Source organism: Achromobacter sp. Root83, from assembly GCF_001428845.1.
GTDB lineage: Bacteria > Pseudomonadota > Gammaproteobacteria > Burkholderiales > Burkholderiaceae_B > Achromobacter.
Genome location: NZ_LMIU01000012.1, coordinates 355,811 through 371,424 on the forward strand (window position 1 = coordinate 355,811; position 15,614 = coordinate 371,424).

A 15,614-nucleotide genomic window follows, 5' to 3' on the forward strand; every position below is an offset into this window, starting at 1 on the left:
CGGTCTCTTGCGGTGGCAGGCGGCCGCGCCCCCTGCCCATTTACAAGTTTTGCAAAGTTGCGGCGCATGGGCGCCGGGATGGCACGCGCGGCGCCGGCCGTGGGCCTATACTGGTTTTCCGACTTTTTTCAGGAGCGAGGCAATGAGTCTATTGGATACCTTGGCCTCAATGGCCGGCGGCGGTCAGCAAGGCGGACAGGCATCGCTGCTGCCCGCGTTGATCGAGCAACTGAACAAGTACCCGGGCGGCCTCACCGGCCTGATCGCCAGCTTCCAGAAGGGCGGCCTGAGCGAAATCGTCGCGTCCTGGGTGGGCACCGGGCAGAACCTGCCCGTCAGCCCGGGCGAGCTCGGTTCCGTGCTGGATCCGGGCGTCGTGAACGAACTGGCCGCCAAAACCGGTCAGGACACGGATTCCGTGCTGGGTTCGCTATCCGCGCTGCTGCCGCAGCTTGTCGACAAGGCGACGCCCGATGGCGCGGTGCAGCCCGGCCAGCAATTCAATCCGACCGACCTGCTGGCCTCGCTGTCCGGCATGTTCGGCAATCGCGGTTAAGGGCGGCGCGGGATTCCTTTCCTGATCCGTCCACCGCCGGCTTCTCCCGTTCGCGAGCGCGGGTTCAAGGCGCCGGCTTCCTCCTTGCGCCGGCACGGGTGGCAGGCGCCGGCCTCTCCCATGCGCCGGCGCCTGTTCCAAGCGCTGGCGCTCGGCGCCTTGGCACCACTGGCCGCCTGCTCGCCGCCGCTGTCGCTGAACGCCACCTTTCTGCAGCTCTGGCGCAGCCACCTGGCGCTCGGACCCGAGGACTGGCGCCGCCGGCTGTCGGCCTTCCGGCGCCTGGGTTGCCGTGAGATCTTCCTGCAATGGGTCGGCCTGGAAGGCGGGCGGCCGGACGACTGGATGGCGCCCGACGCGGTGCTGCGCACACTCTTTGACGAGGCCGAACGCCAGGGACTCGGCGTGCACGTGGGTCTGCCCTATGACCAGCGCTGGTGGGATATGTTGGCGGGGACCGACCACGCCGCCCTTGCCGCCTACCTGGACCACACCCGCGAGCGGGGCGTGGCTTACATGCAGGAAGCGCGCTGGCCGGATCGCCGGGCCTTCCGCGGCTGGTATCTGCCGTACGAGCTGGAGCAATACAACTGGGCGTCTTCCGAGCGCCAGGCCCTGCTGATGCCCTGGCTGGATGCATACTCGCGCGCGGCCCAGGCCACCAGCCGCGGCGTGCCCTGCGTTTCCACTTATCACAGCCGCCTGCCGACCGACGGCTCGCTGGCAACGCTGTGGAGCCGCATTCTCGACCGTGTGCGCATCCATCCGATGATCCAGGACGGCGTGGGCGTGGCGGGGCTGGACAACCTGCGGGCGCTGGAGCCGCTGCACGACATGCTGCTGGCGCGCGGGGCATCGTTCGACCTGATCCTGGAACTGTTCGAGGAACTGCCCTCCGGCGCCACCGACGGCTCTACCTTCAAGGCGCGCTCCGCCGACTTCGAACGCGTCCGTCGGCAGTGGGAGATCGCCCGGGGCTACGGCGCCAAGCGGGTGGTGGCGTTTGCGATGGACCCTTGGGTCATCGACGACACCCCGGAAGCGCGCGCGTTGATGCGCGACTGGCTGGCGGCGCGCATCTGAGCGCGGCCCGCTTCAGTTGAAGCTGCGGCCGATGATCTCGAGCATCACCTCGCTTGTGCCGCCAAAGATACGCAGGGCGCGCGCATCCGCCCACGCGCGGCCGATGCCGTATTCCGCCATGTAGCCGTAGCCGCCGTACATCTGCAGCAGATCGTCGAGGATCCTGCCCTGGATCTCGGTGGCGTTGAGCTTGGCGATGGCCGCCGTCGTCGGGTCCAGTTCGCCTTCCATCTGGCGCGCCAGGCAGTCGTCCAGGAACACGCGCAGCATGGTGCTCTGGGCGCGGGCGTTGGCCAGCTTGAAGCGCGTGTTCTGGTAATCGATCACGCGGCGGCTGAAGACCTTGCGGTCGCGCGTGTATTGCGCCGCTTCCTCCAGCATGCCTTCCAGAGAGGCGGCCGCGCGCAACGCGATCGCCAGCCGTTCGCGCGCCAGTTCACGCGTCAGGATCTCGAAGGCGGCGTTCCCCGGCCCCAGCAGGCAGTCCGCCGGCACGCGCACGTCATCGAAGTACAGCTCGCAGGTGTCCTGGCTGTGCTGCCCGATCTTTTGCAGCGCCGCACCCTTGGTGTAGCCGGGTAGGCCCTCTTCCACGCAGAATAGCGACAGCCCGCGCGCTCCCTGGTCCGGATCGGTGCTGGCCAGCACGATGGCCAGTCCCGCGTTGACGCCGTTCGTGATGAAGGTCTTCTGGCCGTTCAGCACATAGTGCCCGCCGTCTCGGCACGCGCGCGTGCGGACGGCCTTCAGGTCGCTGCCCGCGCCGGGCTCGGTCAGCGCGATGGCGCCGATGGTTTCGCCGCGGGTCATGGGCGGCAGCCAGCGTTCTTTCTGCTCGCCGGTGCCGAAATTCAGCAGATAGGGCGCCACCATGTCGGAATGGATGGAGAATCCGATACCCAGGAAGTTCGCGCGTGCCAGCTCTTCGATCACCACGGCGGAATGCCCGAAGTCACCGCCCAGCCCATAGGGCTCGGGCACGGCGCAGTTGAGCAGGCCTTCTTCACCGGCGCGCCGCCACAGCGCGCGCGGCGTCACGCCGGCTTTTTCCCATTCGGTGTAGTGGGGCGCGATCTCGCTGGCGACAAAGCGCCGGACCTGGTCGCGGAACAGTTCATGATCGTCCCTGAATACGCGGCGCATGGCGCCTCCTTATCTGCTGTAGGGGTCCGTGCCGCTGACCTGGCCGCGCAAGGCCGGCGCGTCGGCGGTGCCGGTCAGGAACAGGCTGTAGTGGTCGCCGGGCTGCAAAGCGGGCAGCGGCAGGACCGGCGAGACGGCAGCGCCGCAGCCCGCGGCCAGGGCCGCACTGACGGGGTTGATGGCGCGCGCGGCGGAAGCGCCGGATTCGACATTCGGGAAGAGGACCGGGCCCGTGGGGCTGACGCCCAACTGGCCGCTGGGGCAGTCCGCGGCCAAGTTGTAGAAGCGCAGCTCCGCCTTCAAGGCATCCTGCGCCCCGGCGCTGTCGTCGATGATGCTGAAGGACAGCCTGCCGCCGTCGCGGCGCGGCACCAGCGTGCTGAAGGTGTCCGGCGCCACCTGAAGCGTGGCGGCGGGCTTGCCGTCGATCCGCACGTCGAAGGGCTGGTTGCCCTTGACGATGGCATAGGTGGTGGCCTGCACGGCGGGGCCGATCTCCTGTTCGGGGCCGCTGGCGATCTGCGCGCGCAGCGGCCCGACATGCGGGTTCACCACCCGCACGAAGGAAGAGCCGGCCGGCGGCCTCGCGGCGTAGAGCTGGGCGAGCACGCCCTCGGCAAACACGGGGGCGGCGCCGACGGCCAGCGTCAGGGCGAGGGCCAGGCGGTAAAGGCGGGGTGTCATGCTTGCGGCTCCGGTTTCTTGCTGAGGCGGGCATCCAGGTACAAGCGTTCGAGCTGCTTGCGGTCTGCCTTGTCGGTGCTGGTGGTGGGAAAGCGGTGGCACGCCACCAGTTCGGAGGGAATCATGTAAGGCGGGAGCCGCCGGCCCAGCCTGTGCTTCCAGTCGCCGAGTTCGGCGGGCAGCGGCTGCAGGCCGGCGGGACCGGGCAGGGACGGTTCGACAAAGCCGATCAGCCGGACGATGGCGCCGTCGGGCCTGCGCAGCGCCACGGTGGCGCCCGCCCGCGCACCCGGCAGGGCGGCAAGGGCGGCGTCGATTTCCGCCAGCTCGATCCGGTAGCCGTGCAGCTTGATCTGATCGTCGATCCGTCCGCGGAACGTGACCAGGCCTTGCGCGTCCTGGTCGCCCAGGTCGCCGCTGCGATAGCCGCGCTTGCCGTGGCGCGTGAACATGCGCGTGGCGTTCAGGTCGGGGCGGTTCAGATAGCCGCGCATGACGTGGTCGCCCGCGATGCAGATTTCCCCGTTTTCGATGAAGACCTCGGCGTAGGGTTTGGCGCGGCCGATCGGGTAGGGGTTGGGCGCAGCCGCCCGCAAGGCCGGATCGATCTCCACCCAGGCCGTGGAGCAGGTGGCCTCCGTCGGCCCGTAGGAATTGACGATGCGCACGCGCGGGAACCGCTGCCACAGTTCTTCGGCCATGGCCGGCGTCAGGGACTCGGCGCCGAACACGAAGACGCGCAGATCGGGCAGATGCGCCTGATCGAAGGCGGGGTTGAACAATTGCTGCCGCACGAAAGACGGCGTCGAGGCCCACACATTGATGCGGGTCTCGGCCAGGTAGGAAACGAACACATCGCGCTGCCCGATGGTCTCGCGCGGACACAGCACGCACGTGCCGCCCAGCGCCAGCGCGCCCACCCAGTTGAACAGCGAGAAATCGAAGCTGAACAGCATCTGGTCCATGAAGGCGGGCGCGGCGCCCAGGGCCAGGCAGTCTTGTATCCACCCGGCGAACAGCGTGACGCTTTCCCGGCCGATCTGCACGCCCTTGGGATCGCCCGTGCTGCCGGACGTGAACATGATGTAGGCCAGCCCCGTTTCTTCCAGGGGCGCCGGCGCGTCGCTCGCGGGGGTGAAGGCGCCGGCTTGCGCGTCGTAGCGCAGCCCGGCCTGCACGAGCTGCCCGATGCGCGCCACGCGCTCGGGCGGATTGATGACGTCCACCGGCACGAAGGGCACGTTCAGGCGCAGGCAGCCCAGCATGGCCACGAGAAACGCGGCTTCCTTGTGCCCCGATATCAGCAGCGGCACGCCGGGCCGCGCGCCGGCCTGGCGCGCTTCCGTTTCCCAGACGGCGGTGGCCGCCCGCAGCGCGGCCCAGGACAGGCTGCCCTGGGCGGATACGACCGCGGTGGCGGCGGCGCCGGCCGTGGTGTCCGTGAAATCGTAGGTGTTGAAATCGAAACGCATGGTCCAGCCCTCCAGGCCCGCGGGCGCGTGTCAGCCGCGGCCGCTTTCGGCGATGAACGCCGCCAGCGTGTGCACGGACTCCAGGTGCACGTCGATCTCGGTGGGCGGGATTTTGCAGCCGAACTCGCGTTCCACCGCCAGCGCCAGGTCCACGGCGGCCAGGGAGTCCACCAGCCCGGACTCGATCAGCAGGGTGTCGGGATCGACCTGGGTGAGGATGATGTTTTCGACGAGTTGCGCCACTTTGACTTCGATAGCGTTGATGTCCATGACATGCTCCATGACCGCGTGCGGTCAGAATTGAAAATAGAGGAACCGGGTTTCTTTATGCAGGTTGATCAGGCAGAGGAACAGCAGCGCCGCCATGACGGCCAGCCAGCCCAGGCTGGGGCGCCAGCGCATGAAGGCCCGCGGCGCTTCCTGCGGCTTGAACAGCGCGGGGGAATATCGGCCCAGGATCTGGTGCGCGTTGGGCGTAAACCACGCGATGCCCAGCAGCACGAGGGCATAGATCAACTGCAGGTGATGGCCCACGATGACGCGCCACGCGTCGCCCCAGGCCAGGCCGGCGACGTGCGCGGACAGGTCCAGCGATTCCATGCCCCGCGCGCCCGCCATCCCCCGCATCAGCAGCATCGCGTCGCCCACGCCGTGCGCGCGGAAGAACGCCTGCGCGATCAGCACGGCGATGAATGTCACCAGGATGCAGAGCGCGCGGGTGGCGGGACGGACCTGGCGCGCGGCCGCGGGCTTGCGGCCGACGACGAAGATGCGCCAGGCGTGGTTGATGGAAAGATACATGGCGTGCAGCAGTCCGAACACCACGAACTGGAAGCCGGCGCCGTGCCAGACTCCCGCCAGCGTCATCGTGAAGAGCGTGGGGAAGACGATGCTGCTGGCGAAGCCGCCCAGCGTGCCGATGCCGGCGGATCCCACCGGCAGGTTGCGGTTGGTGCGCCACTTGGAGACGGCCATCGCCACCGGGTAGTACAGATAGGCGGTGATGTAGCGTGTCAGCGTCATGTGCCAGCGCGCCCAGAAATCGATGATGCTGCTGGCCTTGTAGGGGGAATTGAAGTTCAGCGGGAAGCGGATGCCGAACATCTTGGCCAGACCCAGCGCCATGTCCGAATAGCCCGAAAAGTCGAAATAGAGCTGCAGCGCGTAGCACAGGCTGGCGCCCCACGATCCCCAGAACTGCAGCTCGCCGGGCGCGGCGAAGCCCGCATCCGCATAAGGTGCGATGCCGTCGGCAAGCAGCACTTTCTTTGCCAGTCCGATCGTGAACAGCATCGCGCCCACCGACAGGTTCTCGGCCTTGAACCGGTAGTTCTCGGGCCGGGCGAACTGCGGCATCATTTCCCTGTGATGCAGGATGGGCCCCGCGATCAGGTGCGGAAAGAACGTCACGAACAGCACGTAGCTGAGCAGGCTGCGTTCCTTCACGATGCCGGCCTTGCAGTCCAGCAGATAGCCGATCTGCGTGAACGTGAAGAACGAAATGCCCAGCGGCAGAATGATGTCGTTCGCCGTTGCGCTCGTCATTCCCAGGTCGTTCAGGAAGTTCAGCAGCGTCGCGAAATACTTATAGTGGAACAGCAGCGCCAGGTCGGCGCCGACACCCAGGCCAACGATCAGGCCTTGCAGCCGGGGGCGCGCCGTGTTGTGCAGCACGAGCTGGCTGATCGCATAGTTGAACGCGATCGATCCGGCCAGCAGCACCACGAACTGCGGGTTCCACCAGCCATAGAAAACCAGCGAGGTCAGGCAGAGCCACAACGCGGCCAGACGGACGTTCAAGGGCCCCAGCGCATAGTAGACAGCCAGCGTGACGGGCAGGAAGATCAACAGGAACAGGTAGGAATTGAATAGCATCTTGGGTCGCTACGGGATGCGGGCCAACAGGGATTTCTCTTCCCCGGTCAGCGGCAGGGACAGGGCGTTTTCGGAGAACTCCCAGATCAGCAGCTTCAAGCTGCCGGGCCATTGATCCCGCTGCTTCAGCGCCACCTGCAGGGCGCCCGAGAACTGCCCGCCATCGAGGCTCATGTTCCAGACTTCGCGCCCCAGCCCCATGCCCAGCCGTTCGGCGAACTGGCTGCGGCGCCCGTTCGATGTGCCGGCCAGCAGGACCTCGACGGGCGCCGCCTCGTCCAGCAGGCCGCCGCTGCGCACGGGCGCTATCTGTTGCTCCGACACGAGTTCCAGGTCCGGCCGCCAGCCGGGCCGGGCATGCGCAAGCCCCGCCAGCACGATCAGGTCGCCCATGCGCGGTTGCGGCGGCGTCGCGGCGCCGGTCTGGAACGCCTGCGTGCCCCGGCCTTGCAACAGGGGCAGCGCGGCCTGAGCCACGCGTTCGGCGGCGGCCTGCGCGCCCTGTGCGTTCATGTGCACGTCGGTCAGGAAGAACCGCGGCGCCGGGGCGGCTTGCAGCGCATCGCGCAGGTCCACGTAAGGCACGCCTTGCGCCTTCAGGGCCGCCTGCCAGTCGTCCAGGGTGCGCCGCATCGGCAGGGACACCGGCAGGCCGCAAAGCCGGTCGGACTCGATGCGCGATTTGTCGGGCACCGCGACCACCAGCACCTGCACCTGTTTCTGCCGCAGCGTGTCCACCCAATACCGCATCAGGCGCAGGCGTTCGTTGAACACGTGTGTGCCGGGCTGCGGCCGCAGGCCGTCGCGGTAGAACAGCCACTGCGGGCAGCCCATGGCCACCTGATCGCCCAGATCGCCCAGCACCCGGTACCGCACGGCCGCGTTCCAGGTGTCCAGCGCGGATTGCCCGGGCAGCGCAAGGGCCTTGTTCAGCACCGCGCCGGCCGACCCATCCATCCAGGCGGGCGGAGACACCTGCGCAACGCTGATCCGGGCCTGCGCCAGGCGCCACAGGCCCCAGCCCAGGCCGATCGCCAGCAGCACGGCCACCACGCCGGCGGTGAGCCGGTGGCCGGAAGCGGCGGCGTTGTCCTTGGAATCCACGGCCTTACTGCCCGATGGCGGCTTTCATGCGGCCACGCCACGCGTCGGCGCTCATGATGGACGCGTTGTCCCACAATCCCTTGGCGTCCGGCCCCTGCGCGTAGGTGGGCTCGAACATCTGCCAGACCAGGACCTGCGGCCTGTTCTGCTTGTAGGCGGGGGATTCCAGGTATTCCAGCAGCATGATCCAGTGGCCCACGTTGCCCGGCTTCCAGTTGACGGAGACCGGGCGGTCCAGCGCGTTCGACAGCTTCTGCGGAAAGCCGAAATAGGGTTGCACCATGCTGTGCCCGGTCACGTGCACCGGCGCGGGCGTGTCGTCCAGCAGGCTCTGGCTTTCCGCCTGGCGCCGCACCGTAAAGGTCTCGCGCCCGGCCTGCTTGCGTTGTTCCGGCGTCAGGAACAGCTCGGCCAGGTCGCCGTAGCGGCGCTCGTTGACGACGCTGCCCAGCGCCATGCCGGTGCCGGGCTTGCCGGACAGGGTCTTCACGTCCTGCTTGATGCGCTGCGCCAGCGCGTCGGCCGTGGCGTCGGCCGCGGCCTGCGTCCAATGCTGGTCGGTGCGGTAGAAGACGTCCTGTCCGCCGCGCTTCACGCCTTGCAGCACGGCCTCGTCGTCGATGGTCGCCACGCCGGCCTGCTTGAGCTTTGCCTGGATGGTCTGATAGCGCTGCTTCACGTCGGCGCTGAGCGCCTTGCCGTCCGGCAACTTGTCTTGATAGAAGAGCGTCTTGTCCGGCAACACCAGCACTTCCAGATGGACGCCCTTGGCGGCCAGCGCGTCGCGGGTCTCGCGCACCAGTTGGGTCGCCGCGTCGATGCCGCGCGTGTCGACCTGAGTCAGGCTGCCCCAGCCGGGAAACAGCCAGTTGTCCTTGCCCTGGATCACGATGGAAGAGGCCTGCTGCGCGGACGCGGCGGAGCAGGCGATGGCCAGCAGGCCCGTGGGGATCACGGCGCGATAGGCGCGGCGCAAGGGGGGAGGGAAGAGGGGCATGGGAAGGTCTCCTTTTGGGGGGCGGGCCGGCGCGTCGTCAGTACGACAAGGTCAGGTTGATGAACAGGCCTTTCGCCCGGTCGGCGGCTCCGCCGCCTATGTTGAAACGGTATTGCGTCGTCAGGTCCAGATAGGACCGCGGCGCGTTGTAGTGGTCCTCGCGGAACCAGTAGCGCATGTTGAAGCCAGGGCCGGCGCCCATGGACCAGGACGAGCCGTTGCCCAGCAGCCGGTAGGCGTCGGATCCGTCGATGGGAGCCCCCGTCACTTCGTTCCTGTTCCAGAGCCAGTCCGCGCCGACCACCGCATAGGGATAGAACACCAGCCGGTCGCTGATCGCATCCATCCGGTAGCTGCGGCCCACGCGCAGTTCGCCGGCCCCGAAGGCCTGATCGCGCTTGAGCCTGCCGGACGACTTGCCGCTGTCCTCGCCGGTGGCGTTGTTGCGCAGCCAGAACTTCGCGGGCATGTCCTGCCACGCGTAGCCGGCCTGCAGGTAGCCTTCCATCGTGAACCAGTCGGGCCGGTCGATGCGCAGCGATGTGCCCTCGTACAGGCCATACGTGACATAGGCCAGCCAGCCGCCGCTGCCCGCGTCGGTCTGGTAGTGCGCAGTCTGGTTGTCGCGATTGAGGGCGCAGCGCAGCGCGGCGGGATCCGGACTGAACGTGCCCGAGCGGGTCGCGGTGCCCAGGTTGAACTGCCGCTCCAGCCCGAAGGTCACGCCCACCTCGGTGGACGGCGTGAAGCGCATGCCCAGCGCGCCCACGGTCGTGGGGATGCCGGCGATGCCCTGATTCGAGGTCTCGTTGATGTCGATGGAGCCGCCGCACGGGTCGGACACCGTCTGGCCGGTGGTGGTGCCGCCCTTGTCGTAGAGCGTGTTGGACAGGCGGCCGTACAGCTCGAAAGTCCGCGAGGAATCGTTCAGGAAATCGGACGGCCGCCAGAAAATCTCTGCCGTGCTGAACACGGCGTCGCCCGGCACCGTGATGGCCGCCCCGCCCAGCCCCGACGAGGCGGGCCGGGCGCCGCGATAGCCCGCCGAGAGATAGCCGCCCCATTCGCGCGACAGCCCGCCCAGCGCGTTGCGCGTGTCGAAACGCTGTTGCGGGGTCAGTTCCAGCCTGTCGGCGTCCGCTTCGTCGATGGCCTGCGTCAGGCGATCGACCGCGCCCCGCTTGTCGCCAGCGCCAGCCAGCGCATAGCCTTCGTCCAGGATCGCGGTGGGCGGCGCCTTGCCGGTTGCGCGGGCCGCCTGGAAATCCTGCAGCGCCAGCTTGGGCTGGCGCATGCGCTGGTGCAGGTAGCCGCGTTGCATCAGCAGACTGGCGTCGCCGGGCTGGGCCGCCAGCGCTTCGCTCATGCGCCGGTCGGCCTCGGCCAATTGCGCGGCGTTGCCCGCCGCCAGGGCGGTGGTCAGCAGGCGCTGGTAGTCCTTGTTGGCGGGGTCCTGTTCGACCGCCTTGCGGGCCTGGGCGATGGCTTCGCGATAGTCTTCGCGCGCATAGGCGGCGTACGCGAGCGCGGCCGGGCCGCCGCTGCCGGCGGCATCCGACGGCAGCAGTTCGCACGCGGTGCCATAGGGCGTGTCCCGGCAGTCCTGCACCGGCGCGGGGTAGTTGGCGAGCGTCAGCGTGGCGGGCACGGCGGGCCGGGACCGCGCGCGCTTGACGCGTTGCGCGGCCGCCTCGTCCTTGGCGCCCAGGGGCTCCACCAGCGTCAGCGCGCGCGCGTTTTCACCCGCGGCGAGCGCCGCGTCGGCGGCGATCAGGCGCACGTTGCGCCGCTGTTCGTCGTCCAGCCAGTCCTGATCGAGCGCTGCGTCGAAGTCCGTGTTGGCCAGATCGGTCTTGCCCTGGCGCTGGCGCAGATAGGCACGCATCACCAGCGCCACCGTATTTTCGTCATCCTGCCGCATGGCATCGGATGCGGCCTCTTCGGCGGCTGCCAGTTGGTTGTCCTGCATCAGCGCGGTCATGAGAAGCAGGCGATGGCTGGCGGTGTCGGGCGCCAGCGTCACGGCCTGGCGAGCCAGCGGCACCGCCGCGCCGGGCTGGTTGGCGATCAGGGCCTGGTAGCCTTCCTCGGCGGGCTTGACCGCCATGCGGCGCTTCAGCGTCTGCTGGCGCGCGGTCAGGTCGTCCTTGTTCGGCGCGCCCAGCGACAGCGCCGTGGCGGCGGCCGCTTCCGCCTCGGCGTACTTGCCCTGGGCCTCCAGCGCGTCCAGCCACAACATCGCCCACGGCCCCTGTTTCGGATCGATCCGGAACGCCCGCTCCGCGCCGCGCTGGGCCGCCGCATAGTCCGCGCGGTTGTAGTCGGCGTAGGCGCGGGTGGCGATGGGAAAGCCGCGGCGATAGGCGCTGGTGGTTCCCGGCGCGGCGGTGGCGGCGCGGGGCTGGGCCGCGTGGGGACGCAGGTTGGCGCGCGCCTGGCGCAGGCCAGGCGTGTCCAGCCCCGCGTGGATCGCATCGGCGGCGGCCTTGTCGGCTTCCTGGATCTTTCCCTGCTTTTGCAGCGCGTAGATCAGCAGCAGGCGCAGGCGCTCGATGTCGGGGCGCAGCGCAATCGCGGATTCCGCCTGCTGCTGGGCCAGCGCGTAGTTGCCGGCGTCGTAGTTCTTGTAGCCCTCGGCGGCGAACTGGTAGGCGGCGCCTTCCAGCGGGGCTTCGGCGGCGCGCGCCGGGGACTGCGCCGCGGCGGGCGCCGCGGACCCGGCGCAAGCCAGCGCGGCGGACAGGACCAGCAAGCGAGAAAAAGACGTCATGGCGTGGCGGGCTTGTGCTCGGCGGAAGCGGGCGGCGTGTCCGCCTGCCCGGACTTCTGGAAATGGATGGCTTCGTTCAGCGTGCCCTCGTCGAGCCAGCCCGCTTCGGTCAGGATCTGGCCCAGCGGCTTTTTCTCGCGCGCCTGGATCTCCAGGGCGCGCTCCAGCGTGGCCTGATCGATCGCCTGCCAGGACAGCAGCAATTCGCCCAGGCGCTGGCGCTGCTGCGCCAATTGATCGGTGGACGGGAAGTCATGCATGGTCTTGTCCCAGGCCAGGCGCTTGCCCGTGAGCAGGTGGCCGATGAACAGGCGCCAGGCGCGCGCCGCCGCCATCGCGTTGATGAAATTGCCCACGATCATCCGGGGGATGGACAGCAGCGCGTGCTCCCAGCCATACATCTTGCCGACGAAGTAGCCGCGCTGCACCACGCGCAGCAGCAGGGCGACGGCGTTGATCCACATCAGCGTCACGAGCCAGCCGCCGGGCCGGAAATACGAGGGGTAATACACCGTCCACCAGCCAAACAGATCGGCCAGGTAGAAAACGAAGAAATTCGCCAGCAGCACATAGGCCAGGATCGCGATGAACGACGTGACCAAACCCTTGCGGTCGCGGAACAGCAGATACCGGGTCGCGAGCGACCCCGTCCACCCCACCTGCTGCCACCCTTGCAGGCCGATGCCCAGCGTCCAGCGCGCCTTCTGCCGGTAGGCGGTGCGGAAGGTGTTCGGAAAGTATTCGCGCACGCCCAGCGGCATCCGGATGGCCGAGACCTTTTCCTTGCCCAGGCCGAACCAGGTGTGGCGCCGCGTCACGTACTCCACCTGGAACTTCCCGAAGATCTGCCGCATGCCGCGCTGCGCCAGCCGCGCGCCGATGTCGTAATCCTCGGTGAGCGTGTCCGTGTTGAACGGCTGGTTGTTCGTTTCAGCGGCCAGTTCCACCAGCGCATGCCGCGAGAAGCAGGTGCCGACGCCCGCGGACGGCACCATCTTGGACAGGCTTTCGCGCACCACCAGATCCTTGGTGTGCCATTCCGCGAACTCATCCATGTAGGTGCCCGCGACCAGCTCGTGCCATTCCCGCTCCAGCGAGGTCACCGGCAGCTGGATGAAGTCGATGCGCGGCAGCAGGTAGTTGTAGTACTTCAGCTCCAGCGGATGCAGCACGTCTTCGCTGTCGTGCAGGATTACGCCAGCAAAGGGCACGGGCTGCTTCGCATCCTGCGCAAAGATCGCCTGCACGATCCAGTTCAGGCAGTCCGCCTTGCACGTGGGACCGTCGTGCGGCACCTCCACGCGCACCAGCTGGCGGTAGCGCCGGCGCATCCGCTCCACCTCCTTGATCGTGCGCTCGTCGTTCTGGTAGGTGCCTGCGAAGATCATGTAGTTCTTGTATTCCAGCGTCGATACCATGTTTTCCAGCATCGGCGCGATCACGTCGTACTCCAGCCAGGCGGGCACCATGATGGCCAGCGGCTGTTCCGGCTTGGCGCGCAACTGCTCGGCGCTCAGCGGCGTGTAGCGGCGCTTGATGGTCAGCGACCGCCACAGCTCGCGCAGCCAGTACCAGCCGTCGATGAACAGGTCGTCCAGGCTCGACAGCAGGATGATCACCCCCACCAACGCGGTCACGAGTTCCAGTCCGCGGTAGTAGTCGGCGATGAGGTAGGGCCAGTAAAGCGAAGACATGGCGCCTCCGGGTTACCGGGTGTCCTTGTTTTTCCTGCGATTGGCCCGCAACGCCACGATCAGGATCAGCAGCAGCACCAGCATGCCGATGCTGATGGCCGGCACGCTCCACGAGATGTAGCGGCGCCATTCGAAGAACGCGCTTTCGCCGGCGCCGGGCGGGTGGCTCGCGTCCGGGTTGCCGCTGTCGATCCAGGCCAGCGGGCCGGCCGCGCCGATGATCGCGACGTTGCCGCGGTTCAGCACAAAGGGCGCATCTGTCATGCCGGGCTGCTGGCCCAGCGTGTGCCACAGCACCCCGTCCTGGCCCCCCGCGCTGACGACTTCGGCGGTGCTCAGATGCTCCAGGCCGGTGATGTCCAGCCAGTCCGCATCCTTGCCCGAAACCCGCAGCCGTTTGCGGTCGGTGACCTGGACCGCGGGCTTGGCGCCATCCACGGCCACTTCCATCGCCAGGAAGGGGCGGCCGGGTTTGACCGTCTGCCCCGCGGGCGCGACCGTCAGTTCCGCCCGCGTGGCGGAAACGCCGCTGGCGGAGGCGATGCCGATCACCCGCTTGATGTTGTCGGGCGCATCGGCCAGATAGCTGTCGGGAATCAGCACTTGCGGCGCGCCCGCAAGCAGCGGCAGCAGCCCGACGAACGTGCCGTCCGGCTGCGCCTTGCCGGGCATGATGTAGCTGGTCGGCAGTACGTTGACAGGGTAGCCCTGCGCAATCTCGTTGCAGTCCACGGACACGGGCTGGCGCTGGAACGTCACGCGCACCGCGTTGGTCACGCCCAGCGCGTAGCCGGGCACGCGTGCCGTCAGGCGCTCGGGCTTGCCGTTGGCGTCGAGCTGCTTGGCGGCCAGCAGGATGCCGTTCCAGAACACCGACGCCACGGGACGCGTCGAGGACGCGCCGGGCGCGGCCGCCAGATCCATGACCAGTTCGTCGGGCATGCGGCCGTCGGTGGACACCGCGGCCAGCGGGAAGGATGTGTTCCAGTCGCCGCGCGCGACCACATCGAAGCTGGCGGCAGAACCGCCCAAACTCGTCAGCCGCAGGCCGCCGTCCTGCAGCGTCTGGGGCGGTGTCGCCACTTGCACCTGCACCTGGCGAGTGGACAGAATCCGCCGCCAGGCTGTGTCGAAGGCGCCCGCGCCTTGTGCGCCGGCGTCGGGCGCCACGGCGATAGCCGCTTGCCGGCCCACCGGCAGCAGGCGGATCTCCTTGGACTGCAGGTCCACGTCCGCCAGCGGCATGCGCGCCTGGCGCCAGCGCTTGAACGCGTCGGCCGCATCGGCGTCGGCCGTCAACTGCGCCTGCAGGGCGTCGAGCGCCTCGTTGTACCTGGCGCGCAACCCGGCGTCGGCGATGATCACGTCGCCCGTCACGGCGGGCGCTCCCAGGACCAGCAGGGCGCCGATCTCCGCCGCATTGGCAAGCTTGTGCCTTTCGGCGCCGGCCACCGCGGCAAATGCCGCCACCTGCTCCAGGCCCGCGGGGGCCCGCAGCCCGCGCGTGTCGACCTCGTCGCCCACCGCGGGAAACGCCCGGACCGCGACGCGCTTGCCGCTGCGCTCCAGCGCCACGCCCATGCGCCACGCGCTGTCGAAGGCCTGCTGATCCAGTTTGCGCGAGGCAACCATCAGCACGGGCTTGCCCGGCAGGGTGCCCCACGCGTCATCCAGGTTGCCGATGGCTGACGCGTCGTAGCGGTAGCTCAGCCGGGTTTGCGGCGAAATCGTCAAGGCATTGGCCGTTGCCCGATTGCTCTCGCAACGGCGCAGCGCGATTTCGGACTGCCAGTCCACGCCCATGCGCAAAAAGCCGTTCTCGCGGCCGCGGCGCTCCACGTTCAGGCTGCGCGCGGCAGACCCTTCGCCGTCGGCGATCCGCTGGGCCGCTTGCGGCACGCCGTCCAGCCACAACACCATGCTGGTCGTGCCCGGCTCTCCCTTGTTGTAGCGCGCATCGAAGTTCAGGGTGGCATCCGCTATCGGCACGCCGCGCGGCACCGGCAGATAGAATTCCTGGCGCGCGTCGCTGTTGCTCAACACAACGGGTTCGGCAATGCCCAGATCCTCAAGCGTTGTGCTGCGGGACACCCAGCCGTCGCTTTGCAGACGGCGCAGCGCATCGCCGGCAGGGCTGGCCAGCGCGCCCAGCGGCAACAGCAGGCCGGCCGCCATCAGGACGCGGCACAGCGCGCGGATATCGGGTGATTGAAACGAGTGAGGCATGAAGGGTCCT

The 15,614-nt window shown here is 68.4% G+C and carries 12 protein-coding genes; 2 read left to right on the forward strand and 10 right to left on the reverse strand.

From position 1 onward, the window contains the following. The first annotated feature begins 142 nt into the window (after window positions 1-142). Window positions 143-556 carry a YidB family protein gene (locus ASE30_RS13965; RefSeq protein WP_057284896.1) on the forward strand — a complete coding sequence of 138 codons (414 nt, stop codon included), beginning with the start codon at window positions 143-145 and terminating at the stop codon, window positions 554-556. A 120-nt stretch (window positions 557-676) separates the two neighbouring features. Further along, complete coding sequence (locus tag ASE30_RS13970) at window positions 677-1,639, forward strand: DUF4434 domain-containing protein (RefSeq protein WP_057284897.1); 963 nt, start codon at window positions 677-679, stop codon at window positions 1,637-1,639. A gap of 12 nt (window positions 1,640-1,651) precedes the next feature. Here ASE30_RS13970 and ASE30_RS13975 read toward each other — a convergent pair whose 3' ends face one another. The 10 genes from ASE30_RS13975 to ASE30_RS14020 are packed head-to-tail and all read right to left on the reverse strand — an operon-like array spanning window position 1,652 to window position 15,604. Then, window positions 1,652-2,782 (reverse strand): acyl-CoA dehydrogenase family protein, encoded by a 1,131-nt coding sequence (locus ASE30_RS13975; protein WP_057284898.1) that lies wholly within the window; start codon window positions 2,780-2,782, stop codon window positions 1,652-1,654. A 9-nt stretch (window positions 2,783-2,791) separates the two neighbouring features. Then, the gene (locus ASE30_RS13980; RefSeq protein ID WP_057284899.1) at window positions 2,792-3,466 is read right to left on the reverse strand and encodes an alginate O-acetyltransferase AlgF; all 675 of its coding nucleotides are present in this window, start codon (window positions 3,464-3,466) and stop codon (window positions 2,792-2,794) included. Next, window positions 3,463-4,938 (reverse strand): AMP-binding protein, encoded by a 1,476-nt coding sequence (locus ASE30_RS13985; RefSeq protein WP_057284900.1) that lies wholly within the window; start codon window positions 4,936-4,938, stop codon window positions 3,463-3,465. The genes ASE30_RS13980 and ASE30_RS13985 overlap by 4 nt, the downstream gene beginning before the upstream one ends. Window positions 4,939-4,968: 30 nt before the next feature. Further along, complete coding sequence (locus tag ASE30_RS13990; RefSeq protein ID WP_057284901.1) at window positions 4,969-5,208, reverse strand: acyl carrier protein; 240 nt, start codon at window positions 5,206-5,208, stop codon at window positions 4,969-4,971. A gap of 24 nt (window positions 5,209-5,232) precedes the next feature. Next, on the reverse strand, window positions 5,233-6,813 hold the full coding sequence (locus ASE30_RS13995; protein WP_057284902.1) for an MBOAT family protein: 1,581 nt from the start codon (window positions 6,811-6,813) through the stop codon (window positions 5,233-5,235). 9 nt (window positions 6,814-6,822) lie between these two features. Beyond that, window positions 6,823-7,917, reverse strand: coding sequence for a cell division protein FtsQ (locus ASE30_RS14000; protein WP_057284903.1), 1,095 nt, complete (start codon window positions 7,915-7,917; stop codon window positions 6,823-6,825). A gap of 4 nt (window positions 7,918-7,921) precedes the next feature. Further along, entirely contained in the window at window positions 7,922-8,914 is a 993-nt protein-coding gene (locus tag ASE30_RS14005) for a twin-arginine translocation pathway signal (RefSeq protein WP_057284904.1), read from the reverse strand. Between the two features lie 37 nt (window positions 8,915-8,951). Then, entirely contained in the window at window positions 8,952-11,684 is a 2,733-nt protein-coding gene (locus tag ASE30_RS14010; protein ID WP_057284905.1) for a hypothetical protein, read from the reverse strand. Then, window positions 11,681-13,378, reverse strand: a complete 1,698-nt coding sequence (locus tag ASE30_RS14015) for a glycosyl transferase family protein (RefSeq protein ID WP_057284906.1) — start codon at window positions 13,376-13,378, stop codon at window positions 11,681-11,683. The genes ASE30_RS14010 and ASE30_RS14015 overlap by 4 nt, the downstream gene beginning before the upstream one ends. 12 nt (window positions 13,379-13,390) lie before the next feature. Then, entirely contained in the window at window positions 13,391-15,604 is a 2,214-nt protein-coding gene (locus ASE30_RS14020; protein ID WP_057284907.1) for a cellulose biosynthesis cyclic di-GMP-binding regulatory protein BcsB, read from the reverse strand. Between the last annotated feature and the right edge of the window lie 10 nt (window positions 15,605-15,614).